At 45.9% G+C, this 17,940-nt stretch carries 14 protein-coding genes; all 14 read right to left on the bottom strand.

The features are described 5' to 3' along the window. Nucleotides 1–71 precede the first annotated feature (71 nt). Nucleotides 72–1,406: an MFS transporter gene (locus tag VM640_RS08655; RefSeq protein ID WP_325391256.1), complete on the bottom strand. Its 1,335-nt coding sequence runs from the start codon at nucleotides 1,404–1,406 to the stop codon at nucleotides 72–74. A gap of 783 nt (nucleotides 1,407–2,189) precedes the next feature. Next, on the bottom strand, nucleotides 2,190–3,062 hold the full coding sequence (locus VM640_RS08650; protein ID WP_325391254.1) for an isocitrate lyase/PEP mutase family protein: 873 nt from the start codon (nucleotides 3,060–3,062) through the stop codon (nucleotides 2,190–2,192). Between the two features lie 42 nt (nucleotides 3,063–3,104). Continuing rightward, nucleotides 3,105–4,556: a glutamate mutase L gene (locus VM640_RS08645; protein WP_325391252.1), complete on the bottom strand. Its 1,452-nt coding sequence runs from the start codon at nucleotides 4,554–4,556 to the stop codon at nucleotides 3,105–3,107. Nucleotides 4,557–4,574: 18 nt separating this feature from the next. Beyond that, entirely contained in the window at nucleotides 4,575–5,714 is a 1,140-nt protein-coding gene (locus VM640_RS08640; RefSeq protein WP_325391250.1) for a 2-methylaconitate cis-trans isomerase PrpF family protein, read from the bottom strand. 1 nt (nucleotide 5,715) lies between these two features. Further along, entirely contained in the window at nucleotides 5,716–7,563 is a 1,848-nt protein-coding gene (locus tag VM640_RS08635; RefSeq protein WP_325391248.1) for a cobalamin-dependent protein, read from the bottom strand. A gap of 24 nt (nucleotides 7,564–7,587) precedes the next feature. Next, on the bottom strand, nucleotides 7,588–8,097 hold the full coding sequence (locus VM640_RS08630) for a LeuD/DmdB family oxidoreductase small subunit (protein ID WP_325391246.1): 510 nt from the start codon (nucleotides 8,095–8,097) through the stop codon (nucleotides 7,588–7,590). 1 nt (nucleotide 8,098) lies between these two features. Then, nucleotides 8,099–9,307 (bottom strand): 3-isopropylmalate dehydratase large subunit, encoded by a 1,209-nt coding sequence (locus tag VM640_RS08625; protein WP_325391244.1) that lies wholly within the window; start codon nucleotides 9,305–9,307, stop codon nucleotides 8,099–8,101. Nucleotides 9,308–9,357: 50 nt separating this feature from the next. Next, on the bottom strand, nucleotides 9,358–10,779 hold the full coding sequence (locus VM640_RS08620; RefSeq protein WP_325391242.1) for an L-serine ammonia-lyase, iron-sulfur-dependent, subunit alpha: 1,422 nt from the start codon (nucleotides 10,777–10,779) through the stop codon (nucleotides 9,358–9,360). A 26-nt stretch (nucleotides 10,780–10,805) separates the two neighbouring features. Next, a complete protein-coding gene (locus VM640_RS08615) occupies nucleotides 10,806–11,708 on the bottom strand; it encodes an NAD(P)-dependent oxidoreductase (RefSeq protein ID WP_325391240.1) in 903 nt (300 codons plus the stop codon). Nucleotides 11,709–11,782: 74 nt separating this feature from the next. Further along, nucleotides 11,783–12,361: an amino acid synthesis family protein gene (locus VM640_RS08610; protein WP_325391239.1), complete on the bottom strand. Its 579-nt coding sequence runs from the start codon at nucleotides 12,359–12,361 to the stop codon at nucleotides 11,783–11,785. A 17-nt stretch (nucleotides 12,362–12,378) separates the two neighbouring features. Further along, entirely contained in the window at nucleotides 12,379–13,221 is an 843-nt protein-coding gene (locus VM640_RS08605) for a UPF0280 family protein (RefSeq protein WP_325391238.1), read from the bottom strand. Then, entirely contained in the window at nucleotides 13,218–14,714 is a 1,497-nt protein-coding gene (locus VM640_RS08600) for a 4Fe-4S binding protein (protein ID WP_325391237.1), read from the bottom strand. Before VM640_RS08600 ends, VM640_RS08605 begins: the two co-directional genes overlap by 4 nt. A 38-nt stretch (nucleotides 14,715–14,752) precedes the next feature. Further along, the gene (locus VM640_RS08595) at nucleotides 14,753–15,913 is read right to left on the bottom strand and encodes an amidohydrolase family protein (RefSeq protein ID WP_325391236.1); all 1,161 of its coding nucleotides are present in this window, start codon (nucleotides 15,911–15,913) and stop codon (nucleotides 14,753–14,755) included. A 394-nt stretch (nucleotides 15,914–16,307) separates the two neighbouring features. After that, a complete protein-coding gene (locus VM640_RS08590) occupies nucleotides 16,308–17,909 on the bottom strand; it encodes a sigma-54 interaction domain-containing protein (protein ID WP_325391235.1) in 1,602 nt (533 codons plus the stop codon). Nucleotides 17,910–17,940 lie beyond the last annotated feature (31 nt).

Genomic DNA, 17,940 nt, shown 5'->3' with positions numbered 1-17,940 from the left:
CGTACAGTCAAGCTTCGTGCTAAAATCGCATTACAATATCGGATTATTAAGTGAAGCAAGAAGATTTTGTACTAATTGCTAATCTCTTCGAGTGTTTTACCCATAGTTTCTTTTCCAAGGATTCCTACAACTACAGCCACGATGGCAAATACCGCTGTTAACATGATAAATACATTAGTATAACCAGCCTCTTTTCCATATGCAGTGTAGATAACCGGCACGATCATCGGCGCTATGAACGCACCAATACGACCAAAGGCAGAAGCCCAACCTGAACCGCTGGCTCTGGCAACGGTCGGATATACTTCCGGCGTATAGGCATAAGTGCATCCCCAGGCACCCAAACTAAAGAAGTAAAGTAAGCAGCCATATGCTAAGACTTCGTTTGTACTTCCAGCATGTCCAAACAACCAGGCTGCTAAGGCAGTGCCCAGTAAATACACCACCAGAACCTTCTTCCGTCCAATCTTTTCAACAAGATAAGCTGCGCTGAAATATCCCGGCAGCTGTGCTAAACACATAATTAACGTGAATTCGAAGCTTTTTACCAGTGCAAAACCCTTACCTACCAACAGGCTTGGGGTCCATAAGACAAAGCCATAATAACCAAAGTTAAGACCAAACCAAATTACCCACAATACAATTGTACTTCTCCTGTATTTTTTTGACCACAGATCCAGGAAGGATACATGCTCCTTGCTCATTTGCATTTCAGTGTCTGAGCTTTCGTGGTTATACGTAATGCCGGCCTCTTTCTCCATTTTGCTTACAAGTGCGTCGGCTTCTTTATCTTTTCCTTTTAACTCCAGATAACGAGGGGATTCTGGAACAGCTTTTCTCAAGTAAGCGGCAAAAAGTGCAGGTACTGCACCAACCCAAAAGCCGATTCTCCAGCCATAAACTGGAATGAGCAAATACGCGACGAGTGCAGCTGCAATCCAGCCCCAAGCCCAGAAGCTTTCTAAAATAATAACATTACGACCGCGTATTTTAGTGGGTGAATATTCACTAACTAAAGTAGAAGCGGCAGGTAATTCACCGCCCAGTCCGAAGCCCGTCAAGAATCTCAATATCAGAAGCATGGGAAAATTAACAGAAAAACCGGAAAGAGCGCTAGCTATTCCATAAATGACTAAGGTCACCGTGATGACTGATCTTCTGCCCCATCTGTCCGCGGCCATCCCTGACAAAGCAGCTCCTAAAATCATACCTAGCATTGCTGAGCTTCCAAACATTCCCAATTGACTCGTGCTCAGCGCCCAGTCCTTACCAATTGCCGCCATAACTCCAGACACCATGCCTTGGTCCATAGCATCAAACAACCAGCCAATACCACACAAAGCGAGGATTTTCCTAAGCATCGGAGTACTAGGTAATCTGTCAATACGCGAAGCAATGTTGAACATAATTTACCTCCCTCTTTAATTTAAGATTTTATCTTAAATTCTCACTCTTTCTTAGAATTTCACTTATAGGACACGCTGATTTAATGGTTTGATATTTAGATAATGTGATTATTTGGATGGCCAGGTTGTATTTCAAACACGGGCTCGTGCCTTTTACTTTAATATATGATCACCCAAATGGGTCTCCAAAACTTCCCTTGCAGTTTACTCTCCCATGTCTTGAGCGGTCCGTTAACGGTCCTCTCATCCTTTGTTCTACCTTTCAAGGAGTAAAGGCGAGGTAATCTTTTTGCTGAGTCAAATGCCCTTATGGTATAATTGCCCCGGCTTCTCCGTGCTACCATTGTCCTCAAGTATAAAGAATGAGTTTGAATTAAACTAAATATCTTCTTTCCACTCACAATTTCTTCGAGCTTTAATTTGAGAATATCTTGCAGACCACTATTAACGATGTGAAAGAAATCCGTTTCTCAAACTCAATTTCTCGGAAATTCTGAGCCCTCGCAACGTGCTTCTCTTTAGCTCTGTCTGCACCAACGCGTTGTTTCTGAGAGTTGCTGAATTCATTGTTTTTGCTAACTATTCATTTTGGAGTACCTCCTGTACGTATAATTAAGGATCGGCTTGAACGGGCGACGACACCTCGTAATAGTACAGGAGGGTACTTTTTTTTAACGGTCATTTTAATGGATTACAGGAAAACTTCTTTTTATTTTTCACTTTTCATGGATAACCAAATTCGATTAGGCAATAAATCCAGCTCTGTGAAATGATTTCGTCATATTATTCACCGAGTACAAATTTGTTTTCTAATTCCCGAATCTCGTTTAATCCAATTAACGCGTTAAATTCTGCAAATGGAATCATTTGATCAATTAAGCCTTTAGTCGTGCCCGTTTTCTTGAGCTCTTCCATTAAGTTTTTCATACTCTGTGCCGTTATATAGGTCGAAGCGGTTGGGAAAATAACAATATCGTAGCCTAAGGCTTGGAGTTCCGGCGCAGAGAGTTGAGGACTGCGTCCTCCCTCGACCATATTCGCTAAGACAGGAACCTTAAAGCTCGAAGTAATGATTTTCATCTCTTCGACAGACTCTGGAGACTCGATAAAAATAACGTCTGCCCCAGCTTCTTCGTATGCTTTACCCCGCCTGATCGCTTCTTCAATGCCATGAACTGTCCTCGCATCTGTACGCGCGATAATAACTAAATCAGGGTTTTGCCGTGTTTCGACCGCTGCTTTGACCTTACCGACCATTTCTTCAATCGTAATCACTTGTCGTCCGGTCATATGCCCGCATTTCTTCGGGGCCACTTGATCCTCCAGTTGGATCGCCGCGACTCCCGCCAGTTCATATTGGCGCACCGTTCTCATCACATTAATTGCATTACCAAAGCCAGTATCGCCGTCCGCAATCACGGGAATCTCAACAGCGCTTGCGAAGTTATTAGCCCGTGCGAGCATCTCACTCATGCTTAGCAGCCCCACATCAGGCATTCCTAAATGGCTCGCTGCTTGTCCGTATCCTGTCATATAAACAGCATTGAAACCGGATTTTTCAATTATCTTGGCCGTCAAGGCGTCGTGGGCCCCAGGAGCGACGAGAATTTCCTTCGAAGATAACAATTCCCTGAGTTTTTTCCCTTGATTATGCATGTTATTTCTCCCTTGTTATACTTATTTTAAATCTCTACTCAATTAGGGTTGTCCGTAAATATTGTGTAAACCAAGATTCAAGGCTTCATTAGGGTATTCCGGGACTAAGGCGCCAATAGAGTAAAGCAAATAGGACTTATCGATAATAAATTCCGGAACTTCGGGTAAAAGGGATATCCCCCGATTGGCAAAGGCCTTCGTCAGAATTTCACGACTCAGTTCTTCACTGGAGTGCGCGAAGATCCCCCCGACAGCAACAACTTTGCGAACCTTACGCAGATCGCGTCCGACAGGAGTTCCCGGCACAATCCCCATCACTGGATCAAAGGACTGGGATATATACCCTGCATGACGTTTAGTCGCAATTTCGATGGCAGCAATCGCCATACCTTGGTCAAATAACTTTTCTTTCTCAGTCGTACTAATATACTCAGGCTGTTTCTCCAAAAAATTAGCGTAAGCTTGCAATTCTTGAGCCAGGTCTTCTCCTTGGAGTGCAACCTTGGTTAAGACACCATTCGCTCCAGCTGTTTCGACGATTCCTGTAGCACTTACCCTTAAACCCAAATTTCCTTCGACCGTTCGGTATGAAACTTGTTTTTCATTGGAAACCACTAAACCTTTTTCTTCATTACTTATTTGCTCCAAGTCAGGTAAGACAGAGTGAACATCTGTGGTCGCTCCCCCGATATCAATAACCATCATATTGCCGAGGCCTTCATTTTCCGGAGTACCTAAGGCTAGGAGTTCTGTACCCATTAAAACGGCTCCTGGAGTCGGGATGACCCGTCCGTTAGAAACTATCGCCAGCAAACATCCCAATCCTTTAGCACGTGTGATTTGGCGGATAAACTCCTGATGGATCGCTTTCCGGGCCGGTTTGACCCTAAGTTCATGGATTGTCGGCATCACATTCGGAACCCGAATGGTTCGGACTCCCTTGGCCTCCAGAATTTCTTCTACTCGCGCCTGAACATGAATATTACCGGCAATAATCACAACCGCACTACTCTTACTATCAACAATGACTTGAGCATTTTCTAAAAGCGAATCCTCATCACCCCCATCTGTTCCCCCGGCTAAAAGGATGATATCCGGCTTTATTTCCTGGAGAACCTGGATGCGAAAATCAAGTGGCGTTTCATGGGAAATGATTTCGAGTACCCGTGCACCTGCGCTCATTGCGACTTCCTTGGCCGCTTTGGCGGTAACTCTCGGCATATAACCCATAGCGACCATGCGAAGCCCACCCGCTGCAGAACTTGTGGCCAAGACCCGTTGCGGATCAATATCTTCTAGACCGATGCTGCGTGCCAAGTTTTGTCTCGCTTCCACCCATCCGATCTCAATATTTTCCACCGTAGTTGGGGCTTCTGACCGACCGATGAATTCGAGTTCCTGTGCTTCTTTGGCAAAAGCGGTCACTTTGGTGTACGTACTCCCCACGTCATAGACCAATAAATCGACGTGCTTTATTTCCTCGCCCCCTAGCATTCTTTAATCACTGGAAGTTCATCTCACAATGTAACTATATCCATCCATAATGCGGCGGGCTGTCCGTCCAAAAGCAGCTCTTTTAATCTCAACCTTATCTCCCTGGCTCTCCACTTCAACTTCGATATTAATCACGCCAGCCGGATGGCCAATCCGCACCCAGGAATTTTGGGAATAGCAAACTTCATGCACAAGGGTTCCCGGGATCTTCGCCGCTGCTCCCGTACAGGTTGTCCCTGTTCCAGCATAGGTTTTGTGCATCACTTGCATATACATCAATCTCGAGACCAAATCGACGTGTTCCTGGGAAATCTTCTTTCCGGTCGTAAAATCAGTATAGTCTTGGGGTTCGCTCACAAAGGCTACCATCGGAAAGGCCGGGCTATTTTGCAAGGCATCAGCCGGATCCTTGGCCATGCCGATCATGGCAGCTGCTTGACCCCGAATCTGCTCGAGAATGGCGAGCATTTTCTTGTTGCCGCTAATTTCGGCAGGGGTTTCAATTCCAGTTAAGCCAAGATCTTTGGCCCGAACAAACACCATGGGATTAGCTACATCAACAATTGAAGCTTGAATCTTACCGAATCCATCAACATCAAGCACATCAACGGTCTTACCGGTCGGCAATACCTTATTCGTTGCTGCGCCCGCCGTGCCCGCAAAATCGAGCATGATCATAGCCCCAGTCCCCGGCACACCCGCTACTTTGTAATCTCCAACAACCTGCGCTTTGCCATTTTTTACGGGAACTTCGGCAACTAAAATCTTGTCCGTGTTCGTATTATGGATGCGGACTTTAGTTATCGGCTCAACTGCCCGAACCAGACCCTCATCCACAGCAAAAGGACCTACACCCGAGGAAATATTCCCGCAGTTGCCCGAATAATCGATCATAGCTGCCGTATAGCTGACTTGCCCAAAGGTATAATCGACATCCGCATCTTCACGAGAAGTTGGGCCAATAATTGCGACCTTACTGGTCAAGGGATCAGCACCCCCGAGTCCGTCAATTTGACGAACATCTGGACTTCCAAAAATAGCAAGAATTTCACGATCTCTCTCGACTTGATCTGACGAGAGATCATTTTCCATTAAGAAAATTCCCTTACTGGTTCCCGCCCTGAGTATGGCGGTACGAATTCGGCTTTGCTCTTCCATTTCATTTCTCCCCTTTATGGATGTTATCTCTTACCCATTGAATAGCATCAGCAGGGTTGGTCCCCGGTCCGAAGAAACCATCTACTCCTAAGAAGCCGGTTCCTTCCTTCTTTATCTTTTCTTCAACCTGAGCATGTTCTTCTTCTTTTTCCGCAATCCGCCCACCGGCAATGTACAAAACGTTATCTCTAATGCCAAGTTCTTGAAGGTGCTGCCCAACTCGTGGAAACAAGGTTAGACCCAGACCCAGAAGATTACTCACTCCTACCACATCAACTTTGGCTTCCGCAGCCACTTCAGCCACCGTCTCTGGTAAATTCATACCCCGGAGGAAGATCACCTCATACCCGGCCTGCTCAAAGGCTTCCCGGATCATATTGATGCCCATGACGTGAGCATCGGCCCCGATAGTAGCTAACAAAATCTTCTCTTTCTGCGTGATCGGTACCTTTTGATTCACTTTTACTTCTTCGGTTGTGAACGCTAATTTCTGCGGGGAAACACCCACGGGTCCGTATCCGGGTACATACCGCCGAATCCCATCCCGATCGCGATGCGTTTTCACGCCCCGTTTCAGATCCCAACCTCCTGCTCTTGGAGCATCAAGGATCCCGCTTTTACCGGCGGTAACCACACGCTCAATGAGTTCCTCAGCACTATATTTCAGCCAAAAGTCAGGGCCCACTTCATCCGGAGTCAGTTCGCTCTTAAGTTCAAAGGTTGCGCCAAGTACTGCCATCGCTTCCCGGATAATTTCTTCTTGGCGGCGATCAATCGCGGGATCATGGATTTCATATTGAGCCATGTTTTCAAAGACATTTTGGGTCGCCCAGATCGCTTTAGCCATCGATACGCCCGTCGGAATCCCAACATTTTCAGCAGCTTTCGGACGATAGAAGTTCGCGCCACCTAATTTTGCGCTCATGGCCATTCGAGCAAAGTGGGCTTGTTCGGCAATTAAGTCGGCTGGCGGGTTTTGGAACGTTTCCGGTACAACGATCAAAAACTCACTCCACATCATTTGTTTGAACGCTCTCATCAAAGCCAAATCGGCTAAAAGATTAATTCCAGCAACATTCATTTGTAGTCCGCTTAAGGCTTTCGGCAAACCAGCATGAATGGCCAGACCTTCTGCCATCAAGCACATCGCTAAAGCCATGCCGTCTGTCCCGCCAATATTATTCAAGTGTTTGTGGGAATCAGTTTGCACGAAAATGTTATTGTCCGCGCACACCTGCAAAGCCTTATATCCATTCAGAACTTTGGTCTTATAGTCATGGATACCCCGGCCGCCGAAGTGCACGTGAATCACTGGACCGATATCCGTACCATCAAAACCCGCGATCAAGGAATTGATAATGGACAGGTGCGGCGTATCACCGGTCGCATTAATTCTTACAGGATGCTTGATTCCGCCCCCGATTTCGATGAACTTTCTCTCCCCCATCGGGGTAATTCCGCCTTTTCCTCGGGACTGCTCAATGAGCTCTGCACCATCAAGCGGATCGATGTGGCGCGTGGCTTCCGAGTGCACGAAATGAAACAATTTGATGCCCAGTTCTTCAGCTACTTTATACATTTCGCAAGACTCTTGATAGGTCTCTTCACCACTATTACGACCCAAAATTGGGTTTTGTACCGGAATATCGGACTGAGCCGCTTGGCGGCCTAATTCCGTGATCCGATAGCCGCTCCGCTCGACCCCATGAACCATCCGGGGAAAAGGAGCAGGCAAACCACTGATGGAACCATCCGGCCCCACTTTAGGCATCTCCACGCTAAAAACCTTTTCATAAGCCTGAATTCGATCATAGTCATCTATGATAATCTGTTTCGTCTTTTCTTGCATCAAAAAGCCTCCTAACTTACTTACTCAATTACCAAGATTTAATTGATGCCTTACTTTGGCAATGAGCCCGCCCGCTTCCAACGTTGCTAAGACGTTAGGAGCCAGAACTTGACCCTGCACCTTGTCTCCTGTAAGCAAAAGCGTGATCTCCCCTGTGACTAAGTCCACTTCGATTTCCTGGCCATTTTCGACCATATCCACAAGATCAGCAACTAAAACAGGTATCCCGATATTGATCGAATTACGCCTAAAAATCCGAGCCAAGGACTTGGCTATGATCAGACTGACTCCTGCTTCCTTTAAGGCCACCGGCGCTTGCTCTCGGCTCGAACCGCATCCGAAATTATCCCCTGCTACGACGACATCTCCAGGATGTACCTTTTGAGCGAAGTCAGGAATTGCACTCCCGGCTAAAGCATACTCTTTAAGCTTTTCCTCAGGTGCTGCCATGGCATAGCCTGGCAGGATTTGATCGGTATCTACATTCGCTCCAAACTTCCAAACCCGTCCTCGTAATTTACTGTTCCAAGTCATCTCATACACCTCCTAAGGGCGCTACCGTCCCAGGAGATACTATCTCACCAGCCACAGCACTCTCTGCTGCCAAACGCGGAGAGGCCAGGAATACCTTCGCCTCACGGTGCCCCATCCTTCCAGGGAAATTGCGATTGGTCGTGGAAACGGCGACATCTTCGGCTGCTAATAATCCCATGTGGGCGCCAAAACAGGGTCCACAACCGGGGCTCGTGACCACCCCGCCGGCTTCGCGGAAGATCCGGGTTAGCCCTTGATCTTCCATCTCTTGAGCGATTTCCTTCGATGCTGGAATAACCAGGAGTAGGACCCACTCGGCTACTTTACGCCCTTTTAGAACTTCAGCAGCGATCTTCATATCACTCAGACGACCATTGGTACAACTTCCAATGACAGCCTGCGTAATTTTCGTTCCTGCGACGTCCACTGCCTTCACAACATTACCCGGATTCGGCGAACAGGCGACACTGACCGGTATTTCTTCTGCTTGAAAAACATGTACGCCCTTAACGGAACCGATCGATTCCTTCGGATCGGCAAAATAACTAATCATCGTTCCCATTTCAATTCCCATATTGGAAATGGTCATTTTATCATCTAGGCTCAGTTGTTCCAAGAGACTGCCGGTGTAAACCACCGCTTGATCGGTAAAACCATTCGTTCCAAAATAGCCAATCAAGTGGAGGATGACATCTTTGGCATATACCCCCGGTTGAAGTTTACCTTCTAAACGGATTTCATAGGTTTCTGGAACTTCTAAATCAAGCGTACCCGTTGCCATAGTTGCGGCGAGTTCAGTTGAACCGACGGGTATGGCTAGAGCACCATACGCTCCAGCGGTACACGTGTGCGAGTCTGCCCCCACAAGAATGGATCCACGTTCTAAACGATGCTTCTCCGCAATAATTTGATGAATAACCCCCTCACCGCGATCGTAGATTTTAACACCAAATTCCCGTGCAAATGCTTTCAGTACATTTTGACCAACTTTTGCGTCGATGGTCGCGGCAGGAATAATATGGTCAATAACAAAGATAACTTTTTGGGGATCAAAAGCATGATCTATTCCTATTTTTCGAAACTGTTCAACAGCCATGGGACCCGTGACATCATGCGCAATGGCTAAATCCACTTTTACAGTGATGTCCTCACCCACCTGTACCTCTTCCCGGTCAGCGGCCTTGGCCAGGTACTTTTCAATTGGATTCATGCTCTCACTCCCCCTAAACCAAGAATTCTTGGTAACCGTATCAACTCTTATTAATCAACGAGAATAATCCCTAAACGCTGAGCTACAAGACCAGCTTCCTCCAGGGAAGGACTAGCTTTTTTAAGCACTAATCGTGCTCCCCCTCGATTTAGGGCCTCGACCATAGCATTTTGTTCTGTTGCATAAATTGTGATTCTTTGCATTTGCGGCTCTTCGACCTGGACGATTTCAATTTTAATTTTCTGTTCAAGAACCCTATTCATAATTTCCTTGTAGGCTTTACCATCATCAGTACTTGACCCGAAAACTGCCGCCATGAGGATACCCGGTACGTTAATCCCTCGGCGAACAAACAGCTCTGGGTAAAGTTCTATTTTAACTCCCGTTATTTCCCCTTTAACTAAAGCATGAGCAATCCGTGCGGTATTTGTGGGCGAACCCACCGCTTGACTGCTTCCTCCCACGACCGCTTCCCCAAAAGGTTTAACAATGGAATTTGCTTTCTTGGCTATGATTCGGGCTTCCTCTAAAGCTGAAGCCATTGTCTGGTCGATCATTGCCTTTTCTTGTTCCTTTACTTTTTCCTCAATAAAATGTTCCACTTCAAAATTCGTCTTAAAAAACGGTTGCATGTATTGGATGACAATCGGAACAATACTTTGGGCTGAAACCGGATGGACTGCTGCTGCCATCGCAATCATGACATCTACTGGTACATTCACAGGAATAGAGGTCTTCATCGCTAAATTCGCAGCTAAATTACCGATCAACACTCCCCCTCCAATATGCGTGGCGCAAAGCCCGGGCACCATAACTCGAGGCGTACAGGGAGTGCCAATCGTCGGTGAGAGTGCTAAAACGACTGCTTTGGACATTGCTTCCGGACTACCGTGACGAAATTCGACGAGAGTTGCTGCTGTAGCCGCGGATCCTGCGCCAAAGCCTTCCATATTGCAGCCCGTCCAAGACTTGCCCGCTCGAAAAATGGTCCCCACTTTGAGCATGACAGCGACCGCCCTTGCGAGTTCTTCCTTATCCTCTACAGTTTCTTGGAGAGCTCGATACAACCCAGTATAGGTGCAAGAATCACCGGTTCCAGCACAAGGCTGTAACCCACATGTATGATTGCCAACTTGCGCCGCTAAGGTATAGACTAAGATTTTATTAATAAAGTCATCTTCAATTAGGCGTTTTGCGCCATGATCGACAGCCAGCTCCTGGGGAATTCTTCCTAAAAGAAAACTCGACCCGGTGGTGATTCCTACCTCAGCGGCATATAAGTTATGGGCAAATGCGTTAAGCACCGCATCCATCACTTCTTCTTGAGTCATAATATTTTGATCCATTGCTTCAGCAATAATGACGTCACTGACCCTTAAATTGAGTTCAGCAGCAATTTCAATGGTTTCGCCAAGGGTTAAGTCGCCGAAAATATACCCTTTTTGCTTAACACGTTCAGAAATTTGCTTCACCTTTTGTTCACCTCCGGCTATTTTCTTTAAATTCTTACTTTGATCCCCATTAATTCTTCCAGGGGTTTAATGATTGCGGAAATGTCTTCCTTCCCCAGACCATTAGCCCTCGCCTGCTCAAAGAGTTGTTGGGCAACATTCGTTAACATCATTGGAACCTTTAACTCTTTAGCGGTTTGCACGGCTAATTCCAAATCCTTATATTGAAGATCAATTGAAAATCCAGCAGCGAATTTATTCTTAAACACAAAGTTTGGCATCTTGGCTGATAAAGCATAGCTATTACCCGAGCTGGCACTGATGATCTCAAATAACGTTTGAGGATTGATACCAATTTTTGTCCCCAAAACAAATGCCTCAGAGGCTGCCGCCATATTCACGCCTAAAAGAAGATTGTTAACAACCTTAACTGCATCGCCAGAACCGACTGCACCGACATGGTAAATTTTCTTCCCCAGAACTTCTAACAAAGGATGAATTTGATTGACGAGTTCAGTCTCACCACCCACCATAATGGTCAGTGTGCCTTCCGTAGCCCCTTTGACTCCGCCACTGACTGGAGCATCAATATATCCTAAGCCTTTCTCCGTAGCGAGTTTGGCCATCTTTTGCGTAAAACTAGGGGCAACGCTTGACATATCGATCAGACAAACTCCCGCTTTAGCTCCTGCAAAGATTCCTTTTTCACCCATAAGAACTTGCTCTACAATTGCACCATTCGGAAGCATGGTAATAATAACGTCTGACTGTTGTGCCAATTCGCACTGGTTCTGAGCCTTTTTAGCCCCGAGTTTAACTAACTCTTGAACAGCCTGCTCATTTACATCATTCACAATTAGCGAATATCCTGCACGGATAATATTGATCGCCATTGGCTTACCCATGGTACCGATACCGATAAATCCTACCTTCATCTCTCTAACCTCCATTTTTCTTTCCTCACTGCACCCTACAGGGCGGGTAGCGGTTGCCCCGCTACCCTAAAGTTAAATTTCAAAGTGAGTTATCTTAAGCCATCTTCTCCCTTAATCTCGTTTCTTTGTAACCCACCGATTCGCGCATGAGGACGACCCGACGCAGTGACTACCACGGCAACAACAATTTCATCCGCCCGCGGAGCATCCGGAACTCTAACTTCCATCGCATCATAGTGTGAACGCACAAAAGCTGCATCTTTGTAATGGACTGGAACATCTAACCCCGTTCCCACTCCACCAAGCTTTTTAGCGGAAGGGATAATCGCTTTTCCTCCCCCGACTTGCTCACGGAACGGTTTGCCTAGACGCGGGTGAAGAATGGCTGCAGCATGTTCAAGTTCTCCTTTTTCGCCTACAATGGCACCTTTGCCATAGCTCTGCACCTCTTCTTTAGTAATACCTAAAGATTTCACAGCTTGTTTAGCCAAGATTTCACCCAGTTGTTCGCCAACTTCCATAAGTTCTGTTAAATCTTCAACATACTTCCCAGCAAATGGATTTTTGATGACGGCTGCGACCGAAGCTTTTCGTGTGGGGGGGGTAACCATCTTTTCTCCGTCTTTACGCGTTTCTTCAACGACAGTCACGATTTTACGAATCTCCATTTTTTTCTTCCTCCTTATTATTTGACCGGATAACATAAGTCATCTGGTATCATACCGACTAGCTCATCTAAGAAAACCACTGCGCCTTGAATAATTCCTTTGTTCTCTAACTCCTTAACCTTCACTAAAGCATTTTCCAACGCTTTACGTTTGACCTCCTGATTCAGCTCTCCGACTTTAACCGTAACGTAGTGTCCCGGAATATCTGTCTGAGGGTCGAGTTTCTCAGCTGGTAATTGAAAGATATTGGGATCTGGAGCAAAACAATGATTGGCAACTAGAGTCGCACAACTATCCGCAACACGTGCTGTCTCAGCTAAAACTGTTGCCGAACTCGCGATCCCTTTAGTAAAGCTTCTTCCGCCCCTTCCGCTTGTGGCAACTCCCCCGATACCTTTGGAGCTGGATAGCTCAATCACATGGGTGAATTGATTGGCCCCTATACTCGGAGTTACACCAACTTTTGTTTGCTCAGAGCCAATGAGACGAATCGCAATATCCCCGCCATTATTGATAATGACTTTATGAGCGCCAGCTTCAACCAAGCGATCAGCGACAAGATCTGAAAATGTTCCTGCTACGGCAGCCATTGGCGTAAGACTTCGATCGCCTGTAGCAAGTACCGCTTCAACCATCCAACGCAGGGGGAGTGGGAGTTCGGTCAGACGGGGATGGTTCAAGGTGCGGACATCCTTCGCCTGGTCCAGAACCTGCGATAATCGATTTAACCAGATAATGGCTTCCTGCGCTGCTTCTTGCATTTGCGAAATCATGCTCATCTGCGGTGATGTGGCCATCAACATCATTTCAATCGGTCCATAGTCGAGAAAGACGCGGTCCTTAGCAAGAACACTGATCATTGTTTCGACTGATCTTTAAGATCTTTAAGAAAATCTTTGAGCGGCTTAATATATTGAATATGACCACCCATTTCTTTATACTTTTCGAGTGGCATGGTGTATTCAACAGGTGCGATAGTTGCCGGCGCAGGCACCCAAGTAAACGCTTTGGGAATAACTTTCTCCACATCAACCATAAAGTTGATCCCGCCACCTGGCAAAACGTAAGTTTCGGCTCCGCCGATTGTCAGTTTAGCGTCCCCCTTGTGCACAGCCTGCGTTACTTTAAGCGGATTCACGGCAACCCCCGCACGAGCGCTTCCCCCTGTGCCACCGGTATAGAGTACCGAAACCCTAGATTCCTCGCAGTTAGCTGAAATGGTATCAACAGCCTTTTGGATTTCTTTGGTTACAGGAATTTCGGAAATGTTGCCCTTTTCATTCACTTGGAAGAGTGCACACTTCTGCCCAGTAGTTTCTGTGACCAGAATCTTGATCCCGGGTTTGGCAATTGACATATCTACGTCTTTAAGGGCATCTCGGGGATTCTCGATATTCGTACCACCCCAGCCTTTACCCTGCTCCCCAAAATAACGGCCGCGGGTACTTTTACGCGCATTCGGGATCACACCACTCCACGTCATACCGACGTATTCGCCAGCTAAATGCTCTGATAATAGCCCAACGACATGATAGTCAAGGATGATGGCTTCGTCCACAACCTCTTTTAAAATTCCTGCGAACATGCCAATTGTGGCACTCCCGCACCCAACGCGCATTTTCAGATCCTGTACCCCATCAATGATCGGAGGATAACCGACCTGTAATTCAAGAGTGCTTCCGTTTTCAACTTTTAGAGTCACTCGCTCGCAATTGGCAAATTCCACGATCGTCCGCGCGACGATGAATCCGTCTTTACCGGTTAGGAGGTTCGCCCCGCCGATCGAGAGCATTTTTGAACCATATTCTTCAGTATCGACTAAGCCAACAACTTTGCCGTTTCGCTTAACTTTAGCTGTTTCTTCCCCGATAAATAAATTCGTATCAATCTTGACCTTAACCCCGCTATAACTTAACGGGGCTTCCGTCACGACCGTCACCGTTTCAATTCCGTTTACAGTATCCTGAACAATATGAGGCGCGGGACGACAGCACGGATAATCAGTTCCCGCTCCGACTGCTGAAATGAGAGGTCCACCGTTCGGGAGTTCCGTCACCAATTGACGATTACGGACCAATGTCCCTCCCCGGTTTTGATATCGCTGGCAAGCTCCTGTGAAACCTTCAATAATCTCGCATTGCACTGGACAAGAAGAGCATTTAACAGCTCCCTCCTTGATTTTAGGGGTTTGCCTCGCTGCCTTGAATTTACAAACTCGAGTGCAGATTCCACAACTTGCACAATTTTCCTGGATAATGGCTTTTTTCTCTTGGATCACAATCGCTTTATTGGGGCATTCTCGAGCACACATACCACATCCTGTACATAGCTCTAGATCTATGCCGACTGCCATTTAATGATCATTCCCTTCGTGAAGCATCTTTCGAAAGCTTAAAGAATGGCGTAGTTATGAGCTGCTGGAGGGGTGTTGCGGCTCTTACTCACTTTGATCACCCCATCGACGATGACCATAGCTACACCCGGTAGATCCCCTGCTTCAAGAGCAGTCAGGGCATCTGGAGCAACTGAGCCCATTGGCGCGTCCATCACTACTAAATCCGCATCTTTACCTTCTTCAATTAAACCCGTATTTAAGCCAAAGACTCTGGCAGTATTTCCTGTAGCCATAGCGACGACTTTTTCGGCCGGAATTCCAGACATCGAAGCAATCAAGCTCATTGTGCGCAGAATTCCCAAGGGAATAATCCCCGTACCCGAGGGTGAGTCGTTACCAAAGATGACCCGCTGCAGAGCTCCTTTTTCGTTTAACTTACGAGCCACTAAATCTGCGATTTTCGGGTTACCGCATTGCACGATTTCTAAAGTCAAATCTGTAGTGTTAATCAACTTTTCCACTTCTTGAGGCGGAATCGCTGTTGGTCCACCGTTGATATGCGAGACCACAGTTGGCTGAACAGCTATCACTTCATCAGCTGTTACGGTAGAACTACCGGGGATCGAAGTTCCGCCCGTATGCATGGCCACTTTCATCCCATATTTCTTAGCCCATTCGACCATGGGTTTAGCCTCTGCAGGCTTTTTAATACTCCCCAGTCCGATTTCACCTACGAGCCAAACACCTTCTTTGGCCATTTCTGCAAAGTCAGCTTCAACCAAACCTTTTTCCAAGATCACAGCGCCCCCGTGAACCTTGAGTCCAGTAGAGCGTAGATTATTAAAAGATTTATGTGCGAGGATAGCCAAGGCTTTCGTCCCCGCCGGATCTTTCGGACGTCCAGGTGTATGACATTCGCCAGCCGAGATAAAAGTGGTAACTCCACCGTGAACCGCTCCCTCAAGATAATCATGTGTTTTTTGACGTGGCGCATAATCACCGAGGACCGTATGCACATGAGAATCAATAAAGCCTGGAGCAACGGTCATACCCGCTACGTCAACTGTTTTCTCTACCTCGAAATCTTTCAAGATATCTGCGTTACCAACTTTAGCTATTTTCCCATCTTTCACCACAATGGTATTAGAATCACAAAGTGGATTCTGAATATCTCCCGTAACCAATTTCCCGATGTTTGTTAGTGCAAGAATTGACATAGACGATTCCTCCCTATTATTTTTTTGCCTTTTTTAAATAACACCCTTTCAAGGGTGATTGGCAGCTCGTTAATACGTCAAACGACTCACCTTATATTAAAATTTTCTAATCTTTTTACATTGCAAGAATCATACCAAACCCGGTATGTCACTTAAATCATAAGCTGTTCGCAATGTTCTCGGTTATTTAAGGCTTGCATCACCCTAATCGCTTGACTATAAATTTAAACATCTATGTAACAATTCATAGAATTATATAAAAAAAACACCTCTACTCTATTTCATTTTTGAAATGAATAAGGGGGTTTTTGACCATTAATTGCATTAATAAGTCGCTATAATTGCAGCTTTGAAATGTTTGTTTCCAGAATTGTAATATAATTAAGACGTAAACCTAGTCAACTTCCTTTTCAAGTCCTAATTCGGTTAAGCGTCTCCATAATGTGGTCGTGCTAATCCCTAAAAGTTGCGCTGCCTTAACTTTTTTATATTTACAGACTTGAAGAGCCTTTTTAATAATGGTTCTTTCCGTTACTTTGAGAGCGTCACTTAAGTTTAATCCTCCTGGCTGAATTTCGACAACCAAAGGATCATAAACCTGAGCTACCCTTTGGTGAAGATAGGAAGGCAAATGCTGAACTAAGAGGATGGAATCATCTCGCTCAACCATATTCATAGCGTGTTCGATGCAATTCTGAAGTTCGCGGACATTACCTGGCCAAGTATGGTTTTGGAGGACTTTTAGTGTTTCGTGATCAATATCTTCTATAGATTTTCCAAAGAAATTATTATATTTTTTAATAAAATACCTTGCCAATAAAGAAATATCCCCTTGTCTCTCCCTTAGCTCCGGAATCTTAATCTGAACGACATTTAATCGATAATAGAGATCCTGCCGGAATTTCCCTTCAGAAATTAATTCGTTGAGATCCTTATTTGTTGAGGCAATAACCCGGACATCTACTTTCAGAGGCTTAAATCCTCCGATGCGAACAACTTCCCGTTCTTGCAAAACACGGAGCAGTTTCGTCTGCAGGCTTAATTCCATCTCGCTAACTTCATCCAGAAAAAAAGTACCCCCATTGGCCTGCTCGAAAGCTCCCGGGCTTCCACCCTTTTTGGCCCCCGTAAATGCCCCTTCCTCATAACCAAACAGATTACTTTCAATTAACGTAGCCGGCAAGGCTCCGCAGTTAAGCGCGACAAACGGCTTATTTCGCCGATTGCTGGCATTATGGATCGACTGGGCGAACAATTCCTTACCAGTTCCAGTTTCACCATAAATTAGGATCGACGATATTCCGTTGGCTACAAACTTGGCCATGCTTTTCGTTTTATTTAAAGCCTCACTCTCCCCAAGAATATCTTCAAAAGTATAATGGGTTTGGTTAAACTTCTTAACTTCATCATATAGTTTTTGATGTTGGCGAGCGACATTTTCATTGTTAAACCCAAATCCAAACTTCTCATTAATCGGAATACGAACGGCCATAGCGCCGTTCACGGAAAACGATTTTCCAACAACAGGTTCTTGCATTTCCATCGCCTTGCGTGCTTGATTGCTGATCTTCCCTTTGAATTGCTTCCTTTCTGTTCCATCGGAATTATAACTAATCCAACGCTCACCGAGATCGTTAAATAAAACAGCCTCTCCCCCAGCCACTTGGGCGATCATGGGTAGGGCCCGTTGAAGTGCCTCCTGAAAATTTTGTTCTCTCTTTAAACGCTCAACGTTGCTGCAGCTCAAGACATAACCCCCTAGGGGCAAAGCCCAAGCATTCGCTTGTTCGACAATCTGCGAATAACCCACCAGAGGCTCTCCTTTCGCTACAGCCTGTAGAGCTAATTCATAGATTTCCCCCCGTAATTTTATCACCTCATTGCCGTTAAAATCAAACGTACGAAGCCTACGACCCTCGCGGTCTGTGATCGTTGCATAGCCGCCAGTGGTCTTCGCCAAAATGGGTAATAACTTCAGAAATGATTCAAGTTGCATGTTTTTCTCCTCCGGAATAAAGGTATTTTTA

The sequence above is a fragment of the Desulfitobacterium sp. genome, from assembly GCF_035539115.1.
Classification (GTDB): Bacteria; Bacillota; Desulfitobacteriia; order Desulfitobacteriales; family Desulfitobacteriaceae; genus Desulfitobacterium_A.
Note: the sequence above shows the minus strand (reverse complement) of the source record. Positions and strands in the feature narration are given on the sequence as shown.

What these genes read in the sequence shown, in the direction of transcription:
- VM640_RS08655 (WP_325391256.1), bottom strand. Translation starts at nt 1,406, where the DNA reads ATGTTCAACATTGCTTCGCGTATTGACAGATTACCTAGTACTCCGATG.
- VM640_RS08635 (WP_325391248.1), bottom strand. Translation starts at nt 7,563, where the DNA reads ATGCAAGAAAAGACGAAACAGATTATCATAGATGACTATGATCGAATT.
- VM640_RS08640 (WP_325391250.1), bottom strand. Translation starts at nt 5,714, where the DNA reads ATGGAAGAGCAAAGCCGAATTCGTACCGCCATACTCAGGGCGGGAACC.
- VM640_RS08605 (WP_325391238.1), bottom strand. Translation starts at nt 13,221, where the DNA reads ATGATCAGTGTTCTTGCTAAGGACCGCGTCTTTCTCGACTATGGACCG.
- VM640_RS08630 (WP_325391246.1), bottom strand. Translation starts at nt 8,097, where the DNA reads ATGACTTGGAACAGTAAATTACGAGGACGGGTTTGGAAGTTTGGAGCG.
- VM640_RS08625 (WP_325391244.1), bottom strand. Translation starts at nt 9,307, where the DNA reads ATGAATCCAATTGAAAAGTACCTGGCCAAGGCCGCTGACCGGGAAGAG.
- VM640_RS08590 (WP_325391235.1), bottom strand. Translation starts at nt 17,909, where the DNA reads ATGCAACTTGAATCATTTCTGAAGTTATTACCCATTTTGGCGAAGACC.
- VM640_RS08645 (WP_325391252.1), bottom strand. Translation starts at nt 4,556, where the DNA reads ATGCTAGGGGGCGAGGAAATAAAGCACGTCGATTTATTGGTCTATGAC.
- VM640_RS08650 (WP_325391254.1), bottom strand. Translation starts at nt 3,062, where the DNA reads ATGCATAATCAAGGGAAAAAACTCAGGGAATTGTTATCTTCGAAGGAA.
- VM640_RS08610 (WP_325391239.1), bottom strand. Translation starts at nt 12,361, where the DNA reads ATGGAGATTCGTAAAATCGTGACTGTCGTTGAAGAAACGCGTAAAGAC.
- VM640_RS08600 (WP_325391237.1), bottom strand. Translation starts at nt 14,714, where the DNA reads ATGGCAGTCGGCATAGATCTAGAGCTATGTACAGGATGTGGTATGTGT.
- VM640_RS08615 (WP_325391240.1), bottom strand. Translation starts at nt 11,708, where the DNA reads ATGGAGGTTAGAGAGATGAAGGTAGGATTTATCGGTATCGGTACCATG.
- VM640_RS08595 (WP_325391236.1), bottom strand. Translation starts at nt 15,913, where the DNA reads ATGTCAATTCTTGCACTAACAAACATCGGGAAATTGGTTACGGGAGAT.